Genomic DNA, 15,600 nt, shown 5'->3' on the forward strand with positions numbered 1-15,600 from the left:
TCCCCCTCGGAGAGATGGAGAGATTGCGGCGCGGCTCGACGCCGGGCGGGCGGCTTCAGACCGCCTGGAGCCGGTTCAGGCCGGTCACGGCCATGGCGGGCAGGTGCGCCGGGCGCAGTTCGATCTCGCCGATCGCGGTGTCGGCGGGTGCTTCGACAACCCACCGCACGGCTTGGGCGACAGAGGACGTCGACAGCTTGAACGGTGAGTCGTCACCGATCTCGTTGGCGATCGCGCCGGGATTGATCAGCGTGGTGCGGACCCCGTTCGGTCGCTCTTCCAGCAGGAGCACCTCGGCCAGCGCCTTCAGGGCCGCCTTGCTGGCGCAGTAGGCCCCGCCGCCCTCGAAGTAGCGGCTCCCGGCGTGGCTGCCCATCAGGACGATGCTGCCCTTGCGCGGGCGCAGGTACGGCAGGGCCGCCTGGAGCAGCGGCAGCACGGAGACGATGTTGACGTCGAACGCGGCCCGCCAGTCGGGCAGGCTGAGCGTGCCGATCCTGCCCAGTGACCGCGCCACCGCGTTGACGACGAGCGCGTCGATCCGCCCCCGCCGGCGCGCGACCGTCTCGACGGCGGCTGTCACCGCATCGGCCGACTCCAGGTCGCACCGGGCTTCGGGAAGCCAGGACCGCCCCGCCGAGGTGCGGTTGAGCCCCCATACGTCCCAGCCGCCCGCGTGGAGCTCCGCGGCGATGGCCAGACCGGTGCCCCGGTTCGCCCCGGTCACGATGGCGACCGGGCGGTGCGCCTCCGTCATGCCGGGAGCCTGCCGACCAGCTCGGACCAGACGGAGACGATGTGCTCGTGGCCGGCCCCCTGCCGGAACAGGTCCTTGTCCAGAGAGTTGCCCTGGCGATCGCGCAGCCGCATGCAGTCGGGCGATATTTCGGAGTTGATGATGAGATCGCCTTCGGACCTCGGGCCGATGATCAGGCAGAAATCCCAGAGTTCGAGCGGCTCCAGCCACTTGCGGAGGCAGTCATTGCATTCTCGGGCAATGCGGCGGAACTCCTCGACATCCACTCCGTAGGCCCACAGATAGTCTTCGCCGATGGGCTGATCCTCGGGATCGATCCGGAAGTCGAACTTCACCACCGGAGGATGGAAGACATGGCCTTCGGGGAAGAGACCGGGATACTTGCGGACGGTCGATCCGACGGACCGGTTTTTGACGATGACCTCGAAGGGCGGAGCCGGCACGTAGTCGGCGAGATAGGTGGTCTCGCCGAGCCGCTCCCTGAACACCGTGCGGATGCCGGAGGCGTGCAGCGCGCGGGCCGCACGCTCGTAGAAGTCGAGGCGCAGGCGCGCGGTCGCCGGCACGAGCTCGTCGCGGTCGAAGGTGTGGCTGCGCAGGCTGGGGATCAGTTCGACCATGCAGGTGCCGTCGTCGCGCCGCCAGATCCGTTTGCTGCGACCTTCGACGGCAGGCGGCCCGGTCATGCCATTCTTTGGAGGGGTCACAGAACAGCATGGTCATTCTTCTGACTGGCGATGTCAAGCACAATTCAGCCGGGAAATCTTCGGCCCTTTCCGGAGATATTCACAGATCAGGCTATTTGTATTCCTGCCCGCCTTCGCCTCAACGGACAAGCGAAATACGCGTCGATATCCGCTTTAAGCGGTAGGGCCGCATGAGCCTCAGGATCACCGCGGCGGGCTAACGTCGCGGCGTCTCGGCCCGATAACGCACCAGCGGCCCTTGCCGACCAGCCGTGCCGAGGAGACAGCCCATGAGCGACGATGTACGCGTCACGATCGAAGCGGTTCCCCGCACGGGCCTGACCGCGCAGCGGCTGCGCCAGGCGGTCGCCGAGCACCCGGACGCGCTGGCCGCGCTCGAGGTCGCCGACCCCGAGCGGCTCACCGTGGCCTTCGCGCCCGGCCTCGGCCACGACCCCGGGGGGAACGCCCCGTTCCAGGCCACCGTGTTCGACCCGGTCGGCAACCGCGCCGTCGAGCTGCGCGGCACCCTCGACCGGCCCGAACGCGCCGAGCTGCGCCCCAGCGCCTACCGGCCGCAGCCCAGCCGCGAGGAGCTGGCGGCCGCCGCCGAGATCCTGCGCGCCGACCCGGGCTTCCCGGCCGACGAGGACGTGGTCGTCTACCGGCCCATGCCGCCGCTGGCCGACCTGGAGAACCCCGACGGCACCACCGTGCGCCGCCCCACCCTCGGCGTCTACACCCCCGGCGAGCCCACCGGGCTGCGCCACCGCGTCGTCGCCGTCGACCTGGTCAACCGCGCCGTCGACTGGACGCCGTCCGGGATCAACGTGCGCATGCACCACGACTGCGAGCACAGCGTTCCCGAGGGCGTCGACGCGCTGACCGACCGCGGCGGCCCCGACCAGGTACGGGTACGCGTGCACCGCGGCTCCACCGAGCTGTGGAACCTGCTGGTGGTGCGCCCGCGCGCCTCGGCCCCGCAGAACCCCGGCGTCGGCGGCGGCGTCGAGCTGCGCGACGTGCGCTACCGCGGCCGGCTCGTGCTCCGGCAGGCCCACGTGCCCGTCCTGAACGTCGAGTACGAGGAGGGCACGACCTTCCGCGACGACGCGAGCTTCGAGACCCGCTTCAACGCGGTCGGCACGGATCCGGTCGGCTGGGGGTGGCGGTTGTGCGACAGCCCGCCCCGTACCATCCTGGAACGCCCCTCGACCGACGCCGGCAACTTCCAGGGCGTGGCCTTCCACCACGACGGCGAGCAGCTGCGGATCGTCAGCGAGCTGGCCGCCGGCTGGTACCGCTACGCCAGCGACTGGCGCCTGGCCGACAACGGCGACATCAGCCCCCGCTTCGGGTTCGCCGCCACCGCCAACCCGATGACGTGCATGGTGCACCGCCACCACGCCTACTGGCGGCTCGACTTCGACATCGAGGGCTCGGGCAACGACGTGGTCGAGCAGATCGACGACACCGGCTCGATCATCCCCGAACCCGTGCCGATCATCCGCGAGACCTCCCGCAAACGCCTCCACCCCGCCCTGTACTGGCAGGTGCGCGACAAGTCCTCGGGCCGCGGCTACCAGATCCACCCCGGCGAGTTCGACGGCACCGCCGACGCCTACGGCGTGTCCGACCTGTGGTTCCTGCGCCACCACCCCCGCGAGCTCGACGACGGCAACCCCGGCCCGCGCGACCGCGCCGCGCTCAACCGCTTCCTCAACGGCGAGAGCCTCGACGGCACCAACGTCGTGGTCTGGTACGCCGGGCACTACTACCACGACCAGGCCCACCCGCAGCCGCACCAAGGTGAGCTGATAGGCCCGCAGCTGGTGCTCATCTAGCGGCTAATCTTGTCGCTCATGAGCCAGGTGGGACAGGCGACGGCGCGCGCTCTGCTGCGCAGACTGGCCGTCGAACAGGCCGAATGCAGAGTGCCGTCGCTGGCGGCGGCGATCGTGCGGGACGGGAGGCCGGCGTGGTTCGGCGGGCGCGGCCGGGTGGACGGCGCGCCGCCGACCCAGGCCACCCAGTACCGGATCGGGTCGATCACCAAGAGCATGGTCGCCGTCGTGGTCATGCGGCTGCGCGACGAGGGCGCGCTGCGGCTGTCCGACCCGCTGGAGGCGCACCTGCCGGGCACCCCGCTGGGCCACCTGACCATCGCCCAGCTGCTGTCGCACACCGCCGGCCTGACCGCCGAGCCGCCCACCGCCTGGTGGGAGCGCACCCCCGGCGTCCCCGTCGCCGAGCTGCTGGAGCGCCTCGGGCCCGACGAGCTCAAGCACCGGCCCGGGCGGCGCTTCCACTACTCCAACGTCGGCTTCGCCCTGCTGGGCGAGCTGGTGGGCAGGCTGCGCGGCACCACCTGGCTCAAGGCGCTGCAGTCGGAGGTGCTCGACCCGCTCGGCATGAACGACACCACCGCCCGGCCGCGCATCCCGCACGCCACGGGATACGCCGTCCACCCGTACGCCGACGTGGTGCTGGCCGAGCCGGAACACGACGCCGAGGCGATGGGGCCGGCCGGGCAGCTGTGGTCCACGCCGCACGACCTGGCGCGATGGGCCGCGTTCCTGGGCGGCGACACCGCGGGGGTGCTGTGCGGCGACACGCTGGCCGAGATGCGCGAGCCGGTCGGGGTGGACGACGGGGACTCCTGGACCGTCGGGTTCGGGCTGGGCCTGCAGCTGTCGCGCCCCGGCGGGCGGCGGCTGGCGGGGCACTCCGGGTCGATGCCGGGGTTCCTGGCCACGGTGTGGGCCGACCCGGCCGACGGGGTGGGGGTGCTGTTCATGGCCAACACCACCTCGGGGATGAACGGCTCGCTGCTGACCGACCTGCTGGACATCCTGGAGGAGTACGAGCCGCGCCTGCCGGACGAGTGGCAGCCGGTCGCCGCCGATCCCGGGCTGCTGGCGCTGACGGGGCTCTGGCATTGGGGGCCCAAGCCGTACACGCTGCGGCTGCTGCCCGAGCGCGCGCTGTCGCTGGAGCCGGTCGGGGGCGGCGGGCGGGCCTCGCGGTTCGTGCCGCAGGCCGACGGGACGTGGCTGGGGCTGGACGGCTACTACGCCGGGGAGACGCTGCGGGTGGCCGCCGACCACCTCGACCTCAACACGTTCATCTTCACCCGCACCCCGTACGACCCGCAGGCGCCGGTGCCGGGCGGGCCCGGCGACTGGCACGCCTGAGGGACGGGCACGCGGCCGCGGAGGTGGCAGCATGGTCGTGTGCGCGTGGCGATCCTGGGGCCGCTGGAGGTCGAGTCCGCCGCGGTCGGGGGCGCCCGGCTGCGCCGGCTGCTGGTGCGCCTGGCGCTGGCGGCCGGCCGCGCCGTCACCGTCGAGGAGCTGGCCGCCGACCTGTGGCCCGAGGAGCCGCCCGCCGAGCCCGGCAACGCCCTGCAGTCGCTGGTCTCCCGCCTGCGCCGTGCGCTGCCGGAGGCGGGCGTGCTGGTGTCGGTGCCGGGCGGTTACCGGCTGGAGGCCGACACCGACGCGGGCGAGTTCGATCGGCTCACCGCCCGGGCCAGGCAGCACGGCGACCCGGCGGTCAGGGCCGAGCTGCTGGAGCAGGCCCTGCGCCTGTGGCGGGGGGCCGCGCTGGGCGAGGTGGCGGCGGCCCCGTTCGCGCTGGGGTACGCCACGCGCCTGGAGGAGGCCCGCCTGACGGCCGTCGAGGACCGCGCGGAGGCCGAGCTGGCCCTGCTCACCCGGCCGGAACCGCGAGAACCGCCAGGAGGGCTGGCGGCTCTGGCGAGCGAGCTCGGCGAGCTGGCCGCCCGCCACCCCCTGCGCGAGCGCCTGCACGCCCTGCGCGTCCAAGCGCTGCACGCCGACGGCCGGCGGGCCGAGGCGCTGGCCGCCTACGAGGAGTGCCGCCGCCACCTGGCCGACCAGCTCGGCACCGACCCCGGCGCCGAGCTGCGCGAGATCCACCTGGCCGTGCTGCGCTCCGAGCCGCCCCGCCCGCCGCGGACCAACCTGCGCGCCCCGCTGACCAGCTTCGTCGGCCGCGACGCCGAGCTGGCCCGCGTCCGCCGGCAACTGCGCGCCGGCCGGCTGGTCACCCTGGTGGGCCCCGGCGGCGCGGGCAAGACGCGGCTGGCCACCACCGTCGCCGCCGAGCTCCTGGGCGAGTCCGGCGCCGTCTGGCTGGTCGAGCTGGCCCCCGTCACCGACCCTGGCGACCTGCCCCAGGCCGTGCTGGCCGCCCTGGGCAACCATTCGGTGATCGGCCACCCCATCCGCCCGGTCGACACCACCGCCGCCCTGGTCGAAGCCCTGTCGGCCGGGCAGGTGCTGCTGGTGCTGGACAACTGCGAGCACCTCGTCGAGGCAGCCGCCCACCTGGCCGAGGAGCTGCTGGGCCGCTGCCCCGCACTGCGCGTCCTGACCACCAGCCGCGAACCCCTGGGCATCCTCGGCGAGACCCTCAGCCCCGTGCCGCCCCTGCCGCCCGAACCGGCCGTGCGGCTGCTGGCCGAACGCGCCGCCGCCGGCAATCCCGGCCTGAGCATCGAACCCGCCGTGGCCGCCGAGATCTGCCGCCGCCTCGACGGGCTGCCGCTAGCGATCGAGCTGGCCGCCGCCCGGCTGCGCACCCTGACGCCCCGGCAGCTGGCCGCCCGGCTCGACGACCGCTTCCTGCTGCTGACCGGCGGCAGCCGTACGGCACTGCCCCGCCACCAGACGCTGCGCGCGGTCGTCGCCTGGAGCTGGGACCTGCTCAACGGCCCCGAGCGCCGGCTGGCCGAGCGGCTGGCGGTCTTCGCCGGCGGGTTCGACCTGGCCGCGGCCGAACACGTCGGCGGCAGCCTCGACCTCGTCGCCGCTCTGGTGGACAAATCCCTCGTCCAGCCCGCCGACGACGGCCGCTACCGCATGCTCGAGACCATCAGGGAGTACGGGCTCGAACGCCTGGCCGCCGACGGCCGCATCGCCGCCGTCCGCGCCCGGCACGCCGCCTACTTCCGCGACCTGGCCGAACACGCCGAGCCGCGGCTTCGCGGCCGTGACCAGCTCGCCTGGATCGCCCGCCTGCTGGCCGACCACGACAACATCCTGGCCGCGCTGCACCACGCCGTCGACAGCGCCGACGCCGGCACCGCGATCCGCCTGGCCGCCGCCATGGGCATCTTCTGGACCATCCGCGGCACCCGCGCCGAGTCGGCCGGCTGGATCAGGCGGGCGCTGGACGTACCCGGCGAAATGCCCACGCGGGAGCGGCTGATCGCCACCTCCGTCTACATCATCAACGCCAGCCTTGACGGCGGCCACACCATGGTCGCCTCGGCCGCGCGCGAGCTGCGCCGGGCCGCGAACCTGCGGGAAGAGGAGGAGGCCGGGCATCCGGTGCTGGCGATGCTGCAGCCGGCGCTGGCGCTGTTCACCGACGACGCCGAGCTCGGCTTCGCCGTGATCGAGCAGCGGCTGGCGCACCCCGACCCGTGGACGCGCGGCATGCTCTACGTGACCAGGGCCGCGCTGAAGGAGAACGGCGGCGACATGGCCGGCTCGCGGGCCGACCTGCTGGCCGGCTGCGCCGAGCTGCGGCAGGCCGGCGAACGGTGGGGGTTGTCGATGGCGCTGACGTCGCTGGCCGAGACGCATGCCGTGTTCGGGGACTTCGGCCAGGGGCTGGAGGCGATGGACGAGGCCGTACGGCTGCTGCTCGAGCTCAACCCCGAGGCCGACGTCGCCCACCAGCGGGTCTGGCAGGCCTCCATCCTGGTGCGCCAAGGGGATGTGGGTCGAGCCAGGGCCGTGCTGCGAGGGCTGATCGACGCGCCGGAGGGCCGGGAGACGCCCGCCCGCAACGTCGCGTTCGCGCAGGTCGAGCTGGGCCACCTGGCCCGCCAGGAGGGAGACCTGCGGGCCGCCGAGCGCTACTACGCGGCGGCCGGGCACGCGATGGAGGACGGGAGGGCGATCGCGCCGCAGTTCCGGGCGCTGCTGCTGGTCGGGCAGGCCCACCTGGCGGTGGCCACGCACGACCACCAGGCGGCGGCCCGCCACGCGGAGCGGGCGGCCGAGCTGGTCACGGCGGCGGCCGACATGCCGGTCCTGGCGCGGGTCGCGGTGGCCGTGGCCGAGCTGCGCGCGGCGCGCGGGGACCTGCTGCCGGGCGCCACCGCGCTGGGCGCCGCCGAACAGCTGCGCGGCGCGCCCGATGCCGCCAACCCCGACGTGGCCCGCGTGGCGGCGCGCCTGCGCGACGACCTCGGCGAGGAGGCTTTCGCCGCGGCCTTCGCCCGCGGCCGCGCCCTCGACCGCGCCCGTGCCGTTGAGCTGGCCGCCGGAGGTCCATGGTGAGGTACGTCTACGCGGGCGCCGCCGTGCACGTCCCGGCGCCGCCGGAGCAGGTGTTCGCGCTGATCACCGACTGGCCGCGGCACCGGGAGTGGATGTTCATGACCGACGCCCGCCAGGTCGGCGAGCACGCGGTCGAGGCCTACACCGGAGTGCGGCCGTTCGGATTCCTGGACACCATGACGATCACGACCTGGCAGCCCCCGCTCCTGGTGCTGGTCACCCATACCGGCCGGTTCGTCCGCGGCCAGGGCGCCATCCGGATCCGGCCCCAGGACGGCGGCAGCCGCGTGATCTGGGCCGAGCGGCTGCAGGTGCCGTTCGGGCCGCTGGGCCTGGCCCTGTGGCCGCTCGCCCGCCCCGTCGGCGTCGCCCTCCTGCGCCACTCGCTGCACAATCTGTCCGCCCTGCTGGCCCCGGGACCCCAGGCACCGCGCCTGAACCCGTGAAGGTCAGGCGTGAACCGCCTGGCGGGCCACCGCGGCGGCGAAGGCGGAGATCACCGGGTGCGCGCGCCGCCCGTCCCCCGACAGCTCCGGCTGGAACAGCGTGCCCAGGAAGAACGGGTGACCGGGCAGCTCGGCCGCCCGCACCGCCCCGTCGTCGGCGTGCCCCGAGAACACCAGCCCGTGCTCGGCCAGCGTCCGGGTGTAGGTCTCGTTGAGCCCGTAGGAGCAGACGTAGGACTCCATCGTGACGGACCTGCCCATGATCTGCTCCATCAGCGTCCCGGGCGAGATCCGCACCCGCCCCTCGTGCCCGGCCAGCGAGCACGCCAGCGGCGTCAGCAGGAACTCCCGCGCGTCCGGCTCGTTCTCGGCGTGCGCCACGTCCAGCCCGCACACGTGCCGCGCGTACTCCAGCAGCATGTGCTGAAACCCCGCGCAGGTGCCCAGGAGCGGGATCCGATGCTCGCGAGCGACGCGCGCCGCCTCCACGGCGCCCTCCTCGTCCCGGTACGGGCTGCCGGGCACGATCCAGATGCCGTCGAAGCGCTCCAGACCGGACACGTCGGTGGTGGCGATCCAGTACGGGTCGAGCGCGATGCCGTCCCGCTCCCGCAGCGCCTCGACGACCAGCGGGATCCGGGCATGCGAACGAACACTGGGGGACCGATCCCCCACAAGGGCGATTTTCATGCCCTCATCCTGAGGGCCACCCCTGGTTAAGCGCCAACGATGATTTGTGGACCTGCTATAAGCAACACTGATGGATCCTCATTTGCTGACCACGTTCGTGACCGTCGCCCGGCACGGCTCGTTCTCCGCGGCCGCCGCCGAGCTCGGCTACACCCAGTCGGCCGTCTCCCAGCAGATCGCCGCGCTGGAGGCCGACCTGGGCCTGCCGCTGCTGCTGCGCCGCCCGGTCGAGCCCACCGAGGCCGGCCGGCGGCTGCTGGAGCACGCCGGGCCGCTGCTGCTGCGCCACCGCGCGGCCCGCGCCGACGTGCTGCGCGCCGCCGCCCGGCCCGGGCACCGGCTGCGGCTGGCCGCCACCCCGCTGGCCGTCAACCCCGTCGTGGCCGCCCGGCTGGCGCGGGCGCGTGCCGGGAACCCGCGACTGGAGGTGAGCCTGCACGCCTGCGGGCGCGACCAGGCCGTCGCGATGGTCGCCGAAGGGCGGGCCGACCTGGGCCTGGCCGACGGGCTGGCCGCACCGTCCGACCCGCTGCGCCTGCTGGACGCCGGGCCGATGACGGCCGTCGGGGTGAGCGAGGAGGAGCTGGTCGTGGCCCTGCCCGCCGGTCATCCCCTGGCCGGGCGGGCGGCGCTGGCGCTGGCCGACCTGGTGGACGCGCGCTGGCTGCAGACCCCGCTGTGCCCGCTGGCCCGGCTGCGCGACCTGGTGGGCGACGGGTTCCCGGTGGGGCTGGACTATCACGGGGACAACGTGCACACCGTGCTCAACCTGGTCGCCGCCGACCACGGCCTGACCCTGCTGCCCGCCTCCGCCCTGTCCGGCGCCGCGCGCGGGGTACCGCTGGCCGCGCCCCGGCTGGTGCACCGCGTCGAGCTGCTGCACGGCGCCCTGCCCCCGGGCCCGGCGGCCGACCTGGCCGCAGTCCTGTCCGGCTGACGACGAGCCGTCCTGTCCGGCTGACAGCGATCTGTGCGCGCGCTGACAGCGGCGCCTCCCACGATGCGTCATATGAACGCCGTCGAAGCCGAAGGGCTGGTCAAACGCTTCGGCGCGACCACCGCCCTGGACGGCATCACCCTTTCGGCCCCGCCCGGCACGGTGCTGGGCGTGCTCGGACCCAACGGCGCCGGCAAGACCACCGCCGTCCGCATCCTGGCCACGCTGCTGCGCCCCGACGCCGGCCGCGCCACCGTCAGCGGCCTGGACGTCGTCCGCCACGCCTCCCGCGTGCGCCGCCTCATCGGCCTGACCGGCCAGTACGCCTCCGTCGACGAGGACCTGACCGGCGCCGAGAACCTCGTCCTCATCGGCCGCCTCCTGGACCTGCGCATCGCGGACGCCAAGGCCACGGCCGCCCGGCTGCTGGCGGACTTCGGCCTGGCCGAGGCCGCCGACCGGCGCGCGAGCACGTACTCCGGCGGCATGCGGCGCCGCCTGGACCTGGCCGCCGGCCTCGTCGGCCGGCCCGACGTGATCTTCCTCGACGAGCCCACCACCGGCCTGGACCCGGCCAAGCGCGAAGACGTGTGGGCCATCGTCCGCCGCCTGGTCGCCGACGGCGTCACCGTCCTGCTCACCACCCAGTACCTGGAGGAGGCCGACGCGCTGGCCGACGCCATCTCGGTCGTCGACCACGGCAAGGTGATCGCGCACGGCACCGCGGCCGAGCTCAAGCGCGTCGTCGGCGGCCAGACCGTGCTGGTGCGCCCCACTGACCCCGCCCGGCTGGACGAGGCCGCCGCCATCGTCGCCGCCGTGGCCGGCCGGCCCGCCGAATCGCCCGGCCGCGACGTCGTCACCGTCCCGGTGGACGGCGACGCCGCCTTCACCGAGATCGTCGCCAGGCTGGCCGCCGCCGGCGTCGCCGTCAACGAGCTGTCGCTGCGGCTGCCCAGCCTGGACGAGGTGTTCTTCACGCTCACCGGCCACCACACCGAGCAGGAGGCCGCGGCATGAACCCCATCGCCGTACGAGAGGAGACGCTCCCCCCTCAGCCGGCCCGCCCGGCGCGCCCCGAGCGGCGGCCGTTCGGGCTGGCCCGCCACAGCCTCGCCCTGGCCCGCCGCAGCGTGCTCAAGACGCTGCGCACGCCCGAGCAGTTGCTGGACGTCACCCTGCAGCCGATCATCTTCGTGCTGATCTACGTGTTCCTGCTGGGCGGCGCCGTGTCCGGCTCGACCCACGACTACCTGCAGTTCCTGCTGCCCGCGATCCTGGTGCAGACGGTGCTGTTCGGCGGGATGGCCACCGGCGTCAGCCTCAACACCGACATCAAGAAGGGGGTGTTCGACCGGTTCCGCAGCCTGCCGATCGGGCGTTCGGCCCCGCTCATCGGGTCGATGCTCGGCGATCTGATCCGGTATCTGGTGGCGGTGGTGGTGCTGCTCGGGTTCGGCTTCGCGCTGGGGTTCCGCGCGCGGACCGGGCCACTGGAGGTGCTGGCGGCCTGCCTGCTGACGGTGTTCTTCGCCTTCTGCGTGAGCTGGGCGTTCGTGCTGCTGGGGGTGCTGATGCGCGAACCCGGCGGGGTGCAGGGGATGGCGTTCATGGTGCTGTTCCCGCTGACGTTCGGCACCAGCATGATCACCCCAAAGAGCACCCTGCCGGGCTGGCTGCAGGCCTGGCTGGACATCAACCCGGTCAACCACGCCATGAACGCCTCCAGGGCGCTGATGCTGGGCGGGCCGGCGGGGGCGTCGGTGTGGTGGACGCTGGCCTCCGGCGCGCTGTTCCTGGCCGTCTTCGCCCCGCTGGCCGTGGCCGCCTACCGCCGCCGCGCCTGACGGCTCACCCGCTGACCAGCGCCGCCGGGTCACGCTCCGGCGGGCCGGCGGGCCACCACTCCTCCTCGACCCGGGTGAAGGGGTACCAGCGGCCGTCGCGGCCGTAGCGCAGTTGCAGGGGGCCGAGGGTCCAGCGGTTGCGCCACGCCTTCAGCGGCGGCGGCTGCTCGCCCTCCCAACCGGCCTCCAGCAGGGCCTGCGACCTGGCCAGATCCTGGCGGGGCGGCGTCCAGGCGTGCTCGAGCACCTCCAGGCCGTGCGCGCCGCCGTACCGCCACGCCTGCACGGGCGCCTCCAGCCCGAGGTCAAGGTCGTGCTCGGCGGCCAGGCGGACGCGGTCCTGGTATTCGGACAGCTCCGGCAGCCGCCCGTGCAGCAGCACCTCGCGCGCCCGCCAGGCGGCCGAGGCGATGAGCACCCCCAGGGCGGCCACGTCCACGCCCGGCGCCGGGTCCAGCACGGGCGGAGCGAAGGCGGCCTCGAACGGCGGGGGCTCGGGCAGCGCGGCCACGCCCGCCGCGAACGCCTCCACCGCCGGCACCCCCGCGGCCGCGGCCGGCTTCTTCGGGGCCTCGCGCCCCTGCAGCGCCTCCAGCAGCTCCTGCTCGCCGCGCCCGCGCATCAGCAGCAGCACGAACGGGTCCGCGTCCAGCAGCCACGACGCCTGGTAGCACAGGGCGGCGGCGTGCTTGCACGGATGCCCCCAGTCCGGGCAGGAGCACTCCGGCTCCAGATCGCCGACGGCCGGCAGCAGCGGCACGGCGGCGTCCTCGGCGGCCTCCACCAGGTCGTGCGGCATGTCGCGGTCGAGCAGGGCCGCGATGTGCCCGCTCTTGGCGGCCACCTGGTCGAGGAAACGTTCCCAGGCGGCCTCGGTGAGCTGCTCGACGCGTACGACGGTGTCGTACTCGCTCTCGGTCACGGCGGCGATGCGGCCGGGGCTGACGGTGATGGGGCCGACCTGGCCGGTCTTGGCGTACGCGCGGCCCTTGCGCAGCAGCCCCTGATCCAGCGAGGTGTCCTCCATGGCCTTGACCCAGGCCCGCCCCCACCAGGAGGTGGCGAAACGGGCTCCGGCGCGTTGCGGCGGGAAGGCGGCGAAGCCGCGGGCGGCGGTCATCTGAGCTCCACGAGGGCGGCGAGTTCGGCGTCGGTCAGCTCGGTCAGGGCGGCTTCCCCGGAGGACAGCACGGCCTCGGCCAGCGCGCGTTTGGCGCCGAGCATCTCGGCGATGCGGTCCTCGATCGTGCCCTCGGCGATCAGCCGGTGCACCTGGACGGGCAGGGTCTGGCCGATGCGGTAGGCGCGGTCGGTGGCCTGGTCCTCGACGGCGGGGTTCCACCAGCGGTCGTAGTGGATGACGTGGTCGGCGCGGGTGAGGTTCAGGCCGGTGCCGGCGGCCTTCAGCGACAGCAGGAACACCGGCACCCGGCCCTCCTGGAAGCGCTCGACCATCTCCTCGCGGCGGGCGACCGGGGTGCCGCCGTGCAGCAGCTGGATGGCCACGCCCCTGGCGGTCAGGTGGCGTTCCAGCAGGCGGGCCATGGTGACGTACTGGGTGAACACCAGCACCGCGCCGTCCTCGGCCACGATGGTGTCGACCAGCTCGTCCAGCAGCTCCAGCTTGCCCGAGCGGCCGGCCAGGCGCGGCGCGGCCTCGTGCAGGTACTGGGCGGGGTGGTTGCAGATCTGCTTGAGGCCCGTCAGCAGCTTGACGATCAGGCCGCGCCTGGCCATGCCGCTCGCGTCGGCGATCTGGGCCATGCTCTCGCGGACGACGGCCTCGTACAGGCCGGCCTGCTCGGTGGTGAGCGCGACCGGGCGGTCGGTCTCGGTCTTGGGCGGCAGCTCCGGCGCGATGCCGGGATCGCTCTTACGCCGCCGCAGCAGGAACGGCCCCACCAGCCGCGACAGGCGTTCGGCCGCCTCGCCGTCGCCGGACTCGACCGGTTTGGCCCACCGCGCCCTGAACCTGCCCAGCGGGCCCAGCAGCCCCGGCGTGGTCCAGTCGAGGATGGCCCACAGCTCCGACAGGTTGTTCTCCACGGGGGTGCCGGTCAGCGCGACGCGCGCCGCGGCCGGGATCTCGCGCAGCGCCTTGGCGGTGCCGGAGGCGGGGTTCTTGACGTGCTGGGCCTCGTCGGCCACCACCAGGCCCCACGGGTGCGCGGCCAGGCGGGCCGCGTCCAGGCGCATGGTGCCGTACGTGGTCAGCAGGAACCCCTCGTCAGGCAGCGTGCGCTGCGCCCCGTGGAAGCGGCGCACCGGCACGCCCGGCGCGAACTTGCCGATCTCCCGCTCCCAGTTGCCCAGCAGCGAGGCCGGGCAGACCACGAGCGTGGGCCCGGCGTCGGCACCCGAGCGGTGCAGGTGCAGCGCGATCAGCGTGATCGTCTTGCCCAGGCCCATGTCGTCGGCCAGGCAGCCGCCCAGCCCGAGCGAGGTCATCTGGGCCAGCCAGCGCAGCCCGGCCAGCTGGTAGTCGCGCAGTGTCGCCGCCAGCCCTTCTGGAGGGCCGGCGTCGGCGGGTTCGGCCAGGCGTTCGCGCAGCTCGCGCAGCCAGGCGGTGGGCTCCACGGCGACCTGCTCGCCCTCGACCTCGACCGCGCCGGTCAGGGCCGCGCCCAGCGCCTCGATGCCGGTCAGGGGCTTGAGGTCGCGCTGGCGGGCCTTGCGGGCCAGGTCGGGGTCGATGAGGACCCACTGGTCGCGCAGCCGCACCACCGGGCGGTGGGCCTCGGCGAGCCGGTCCATCTCGGCCGCGCTCAGGCGCTCGCCGCCGAGTGCGAGCTGCCAGTTGAAGCTGGTCAGGTGCTGCCCGCCGAGGAACGACGGCAGGTCGGACGGCTTGGTGTCGCGCTCGCCGATGACGGCTCGCGCGCTCAGGCCGCGGACCAGGGCCTTGGGCCAGTGCACCTCGACGCCGGCGGCGGCCAGGCGTTCGGCGGCGCCGGCGAGCAGCTGCTCGACGTCGCCGTCGGTGAGCGCGAGCTCGTCGGGGACGGCGTTGTCGAGCAGCCGTTCCAGGCGCGGCCAGATACGGGCGGCCCGGCGCACGGCCAGCGTGGCCTCGATCCTGGCGCGCGGCCCGAAACCCGCCTCGCGGCCCTGCCACAGGTCGGCCGCGTCGACGACGAGCGAGGGGTCGGCCAGGCTGTGCAGCTGGACGATCGCGCGGAACTCGGCGGCGGCCAGGTCGTCGGCCTCCAGGCGCAGCGACAGCCGTACGCCCGAGTCGAGGCCGGCCGCGACCTCCTCGGCCCAGGGCCGCAGGTGCGGCACCTTGACGGGCTTGGCGGCGGCGAAGGCGGTGGCGCCGGTGGCCCGTACGGCGCCGGGCGAGCGCGGCATGGCGTCGGCGACGGCGTCGAGGAACGCGCGTACGAGCGGCTCCGCCTCCGGCAGCCACGGCTCCGCCTGCTGCCCGGGCTGCAGAGGGATGGCGCGGGCCGCGGCGGGCATGGCGGCGGCCAGCTCGCGTACCCGCTGGATGTCGGCGGCGTCGAGCGGGCCCGCGCGCCACGAGTCGTGCTCCCCCGCCGACACCCCCGGCAGGATGCGGCCCCGGGTGACCAGCTGGAGCGCCACCAGCGCGGCCGCCCCCCAGAAGCGCGTCGCCGGGTGGGCCCGCGAGTCCATACGGGCCCTGGCCAGCCCCGCCACCGCCTCCCCGACCGGGACGCGGGTGGCCGCGACCTCGCGCGTGCGCAACGTGCCGTCGTGCTCGTCGGCCACCGTCACCGCGGACGGCCCGTCCGGGTCGAGGAAGGTGACATGACCGGACCTGGGTGGGTCGCCGGGTTGGAACACTGCCGCGTGCTGGGCCAGATCCGTCGGGAAGCTCACGACCGTACAGTGTACGGTACGTAGGGGTGTGGTTTACCGCACCCCGCGATCAGAAGTCCTCCTCATTCCGGGCA

12 protein-coding genes are annotated in these 15,600 nt (G+C 74.2%); 7 read left to right on the plus strand and 5 right to left on the minus strand.

Going from position 1 to position 15,600, the window contains the following annotated elements:
- Positions 1 to 55: 55 nt before the first annotated feature.
- Positions 56 to 757: an SDR family NAD(P)-dependent oxidoreductase gene (locus AB0J87_RS51880; RefSeq protein ID WP_350742618.1), complete on the minus strand. Its 702-nt coding sequence runs from the start codon at positions 755 to 757 to the stop codon at positions 56 to 58.
- Positions 754 to 1,443 carry a phosphoribosylaminoimidazolesuccinocarboxamide synthase gene (locus tag AB0J87_RS51885; protein ID WP_363980482.1) on the minus strand — a complete coding sequence of 230 codons (690 nt, stop codon included), beginning with the start codon at positions 1,441 to 1,443 and terminating at the stop codon, positions 754 to 756. The genes AB0J87_RS51880 and AB0J87_RS51885 overlap by 4 nt, the downstream gene beginning before the upstream one ends.
- A 290-nt stretch (positions 1,444 to 1,733) precedes the next feature.
- Here AB0J87_RS51885 and AB0J87_RS51890 point away from each other — a divergent pair, with 290 nt between their 5' ends.
- From AB0J87_RS51890 to AB0J87_RS51905, 4 genes are read left to right on the plus strand one after another with little or no spacing between them, the layout of a single operon-like run.
- A complete protein-coding gene (locus tag AB0J87_RS51890; protein ID WP_363980485.1) occupies positions 1,734 to 3,287 on the plus strand; it encodes a hypothetical protein in 1,554 nt (517 codons plus the stop codon).
- Positions 3,288 to 3,305: 18 nt separating this feature from the next.
- Positions 3,306 to 4,637, plus strand: coding sequence for a serine hydrolase domain-containing protein (locus AB0J87_RS51895; RefSeq protein WP_363980488.1), 1,332 nt, complete (start codon positions 3,306 to 3,308; stop codon positions 4,635 to 4,637).
- 39 nt (positions 4,638 to 4,676) lie between these two features.
- Positions 4,677 to 7,760, plus strand: a complete 3,084-nt coding sequence (locus AB0J87_RS51900; protein WP_363980491.1) for a BTAD domain-containing putative transcriptional regulator — start codon at positions 4,677 to 4,679, stop codon at positions 7,758 to 7,760.
- Entirely contained in the window at positions 7,754 to 8,206 is a 453-nt protein-coding gene (locus tag AB0J87_RS51905) for an SRPBCC family protein (protein WP_363980494.1), read from the plus strand. Before AB0J87_RS51900 ends, AB0J87_RS51905 begins: the two co-directional genes overlap by 7 nt.
- 3 nt (positions 8,207 to 8,209) lie before the next feature.
- On the opposite strand, the gene AB0J87_RS51910 is transcribed toward AB0J87_RS51905, so the two are convergent.
- A complete protein-coding gene (locus AB0J87_RS51910) occupies positions 8,210 to 8,896 on the minus strand; it encodes a gamma-glutamyl-gamma-aminobutyrate hydrolase family protein (protein WP_363980497.1) in 687 nt (228 codons plus the stop codon).
- A 70-nt stretch (positions 8,897 to 8,966) separates the two neighbouring features.
- On the opposite strand from AB0J87_RS51910, the gene AB0J87_RS51915 reads away from it, so the two are divergent.
- The 3 genes from AB0J87_RS51915 (at position 8,967) to AB0J87_RS51925 (ending at position 11,680) form a co-directional block, all read left to right on the plus strand.
- Positions 8,967 to 9,833 (plus strand): LysR family transcriptional regulator, encoded by an 867-nt coding sequence (locus AB0J87_RS51915; RefSeq protein ID WP_363980500.1) that lies wholly within the window; start codon positions 8,967 to 8,969, stop codon positions 9,831 to 9,833.
- Between the two features lie 72 nt (positions 9,834 to 9,905).
- Positions 9,906 to 10,853 (plus strand): ATP-binding cassette domain-containing protein, encoded by a 948-nt coding sequence (locus AB0J87_RS51920; RefSeq protein ID WP_363980503.1) that lies wholly within the window; start codon positions 9,906 to 9,908, stop codon positions 10,851 to 10,853.
- On the plus strand, positions 10,850 to 11,680 hold the full coding sequence (locus AB0J87_RS51925; protein ID WP_363980505.1) for an ABC transporter permease: 831 nt from the start codon (positions 10,850 to 10,852) through the stop codon (positions 11,678 to 11,680). The genes AB0J87_RS51920 and AB0J87_RS51925 overlap by 4 nt, the downstream gene beginning before the upstream one ends.
- Positions 11,681 to 11,684: 4 nt before the next feature.
- Here the strand turns inward: AB0J87_RS51925 and AB0J87_RS51930 are convergent, their stop codons facing one another.
- Both AB0J87_RS51930 and AB0J87_RS51935 read right to left on the minus strand, forming a co-directional pair.
- On the minus strand, positions 11,685 to 12,800 hold the full coding sequence (locus AB0J87_RS51930; RefSeq protein WP_363980508.1) for an SWIM zinc finger family protein: 1,116 nt from the start codon (positions 12,798 to 12,800) through the stop codon (positions 11,685 to 11,687).
- On the minus strand, positions 12,797 to 15,526 hold the full coding sequence (locus AB0J87_RS51935) for a DEAD/DEAH box helicase (RefSeq protein WP_363980511.1): 2,730 nt from the start codon (positions 15,524 to 15,526) through the stop codon (positions 12,797 to 12,799). Before AB0J87_RS51935 ends, AB0J87_RS51930 begins: the two co-directional genes overlap by 4 nt.
- Between the last annotated feature and the right edge of the window lie 74 nt (positions 15,527 to 15,600).

This window comes from Nonomuraea sp. NPDC049625 (assembly GCF_040675285.1).
Lineage (GTDB): Bacteria > Actinomycetota > Actinomycetes > Streptosporangiales > Streptosporangiaceae > Nonomuraea > Nonomuraea angiospora_A.

Coding starts and splice junctions, on each gene's coding strand:
- AB0J87_RS51880 (WP_350742618.1), bottom strand. CDS start 757: ATGACGGAGGCGCACCGCCCGGTCGCCATCGTGACCGGGGCGAACCGG.
- AB0J87_RS51885 (WP_363980482.1), bottom strand. CDS start 1,443: ATGACCGGGCCGCCTGCCGTCGAAGGTCGCAGCAAACGGATCTGGCGG.
- AB0J87_RS51890 (WP_363980485.1), top strand. CDS start 1,734: ATGAGCGACGATGTACGCGTCACGATCGAAGCGGTTCCCCGCACGGGC.
- AB0J87_RS51895 (WP_363980488.1), top strand. CDS start 3,306: ATGAGCCAGGTGGGACAGGCGACGGCGCGCGCTCTGCTGCGCAGACTG.
- AB0J87_RS51905 (WP_363980494.1), top strand. CDS start 7,754: ATGGTGAGGTACGTCTACGCGGGCGCCGCCGTGCACGTCCCGGCGCCG.
- AB0J87_RS51910 (WP_363980497.1), bottom strand. CDS start 8,896: ATGAAAATCGCCCTTGTGGGGGATCGGTCCCCCAGTGTTCGTTCGCAT.
- AB0J87_RS51915 (WP_363980500.1), top strand. CDS start 8,967: ATGGATCCTCATTTGCTGACCACGTTCGTGACCGTCGCCCGGCACGGC.
- AB0J87_RS51920 (WP_363980503.1), top strand. CDS start 9,906: ATGAACGCCGTCGAAGCCGAAGGGCTGGTCAAACGCTTCGGCGCGACC.
- AB0J87_RS51925 (WP_363980505.1), top strand. CDS start 10,850: ATGAACCCCATCGCCGTACGAGAGGAGACGCTCCCCCCTCAGCCGGCC.
- AB0J87_RS51930 (WP_363980508.1), bottom strand. CDS start 12,800: ATGACCGCCGCCCGCGGCTTCGCCGCCTTCCCGCCGCAACGCGCCGGA.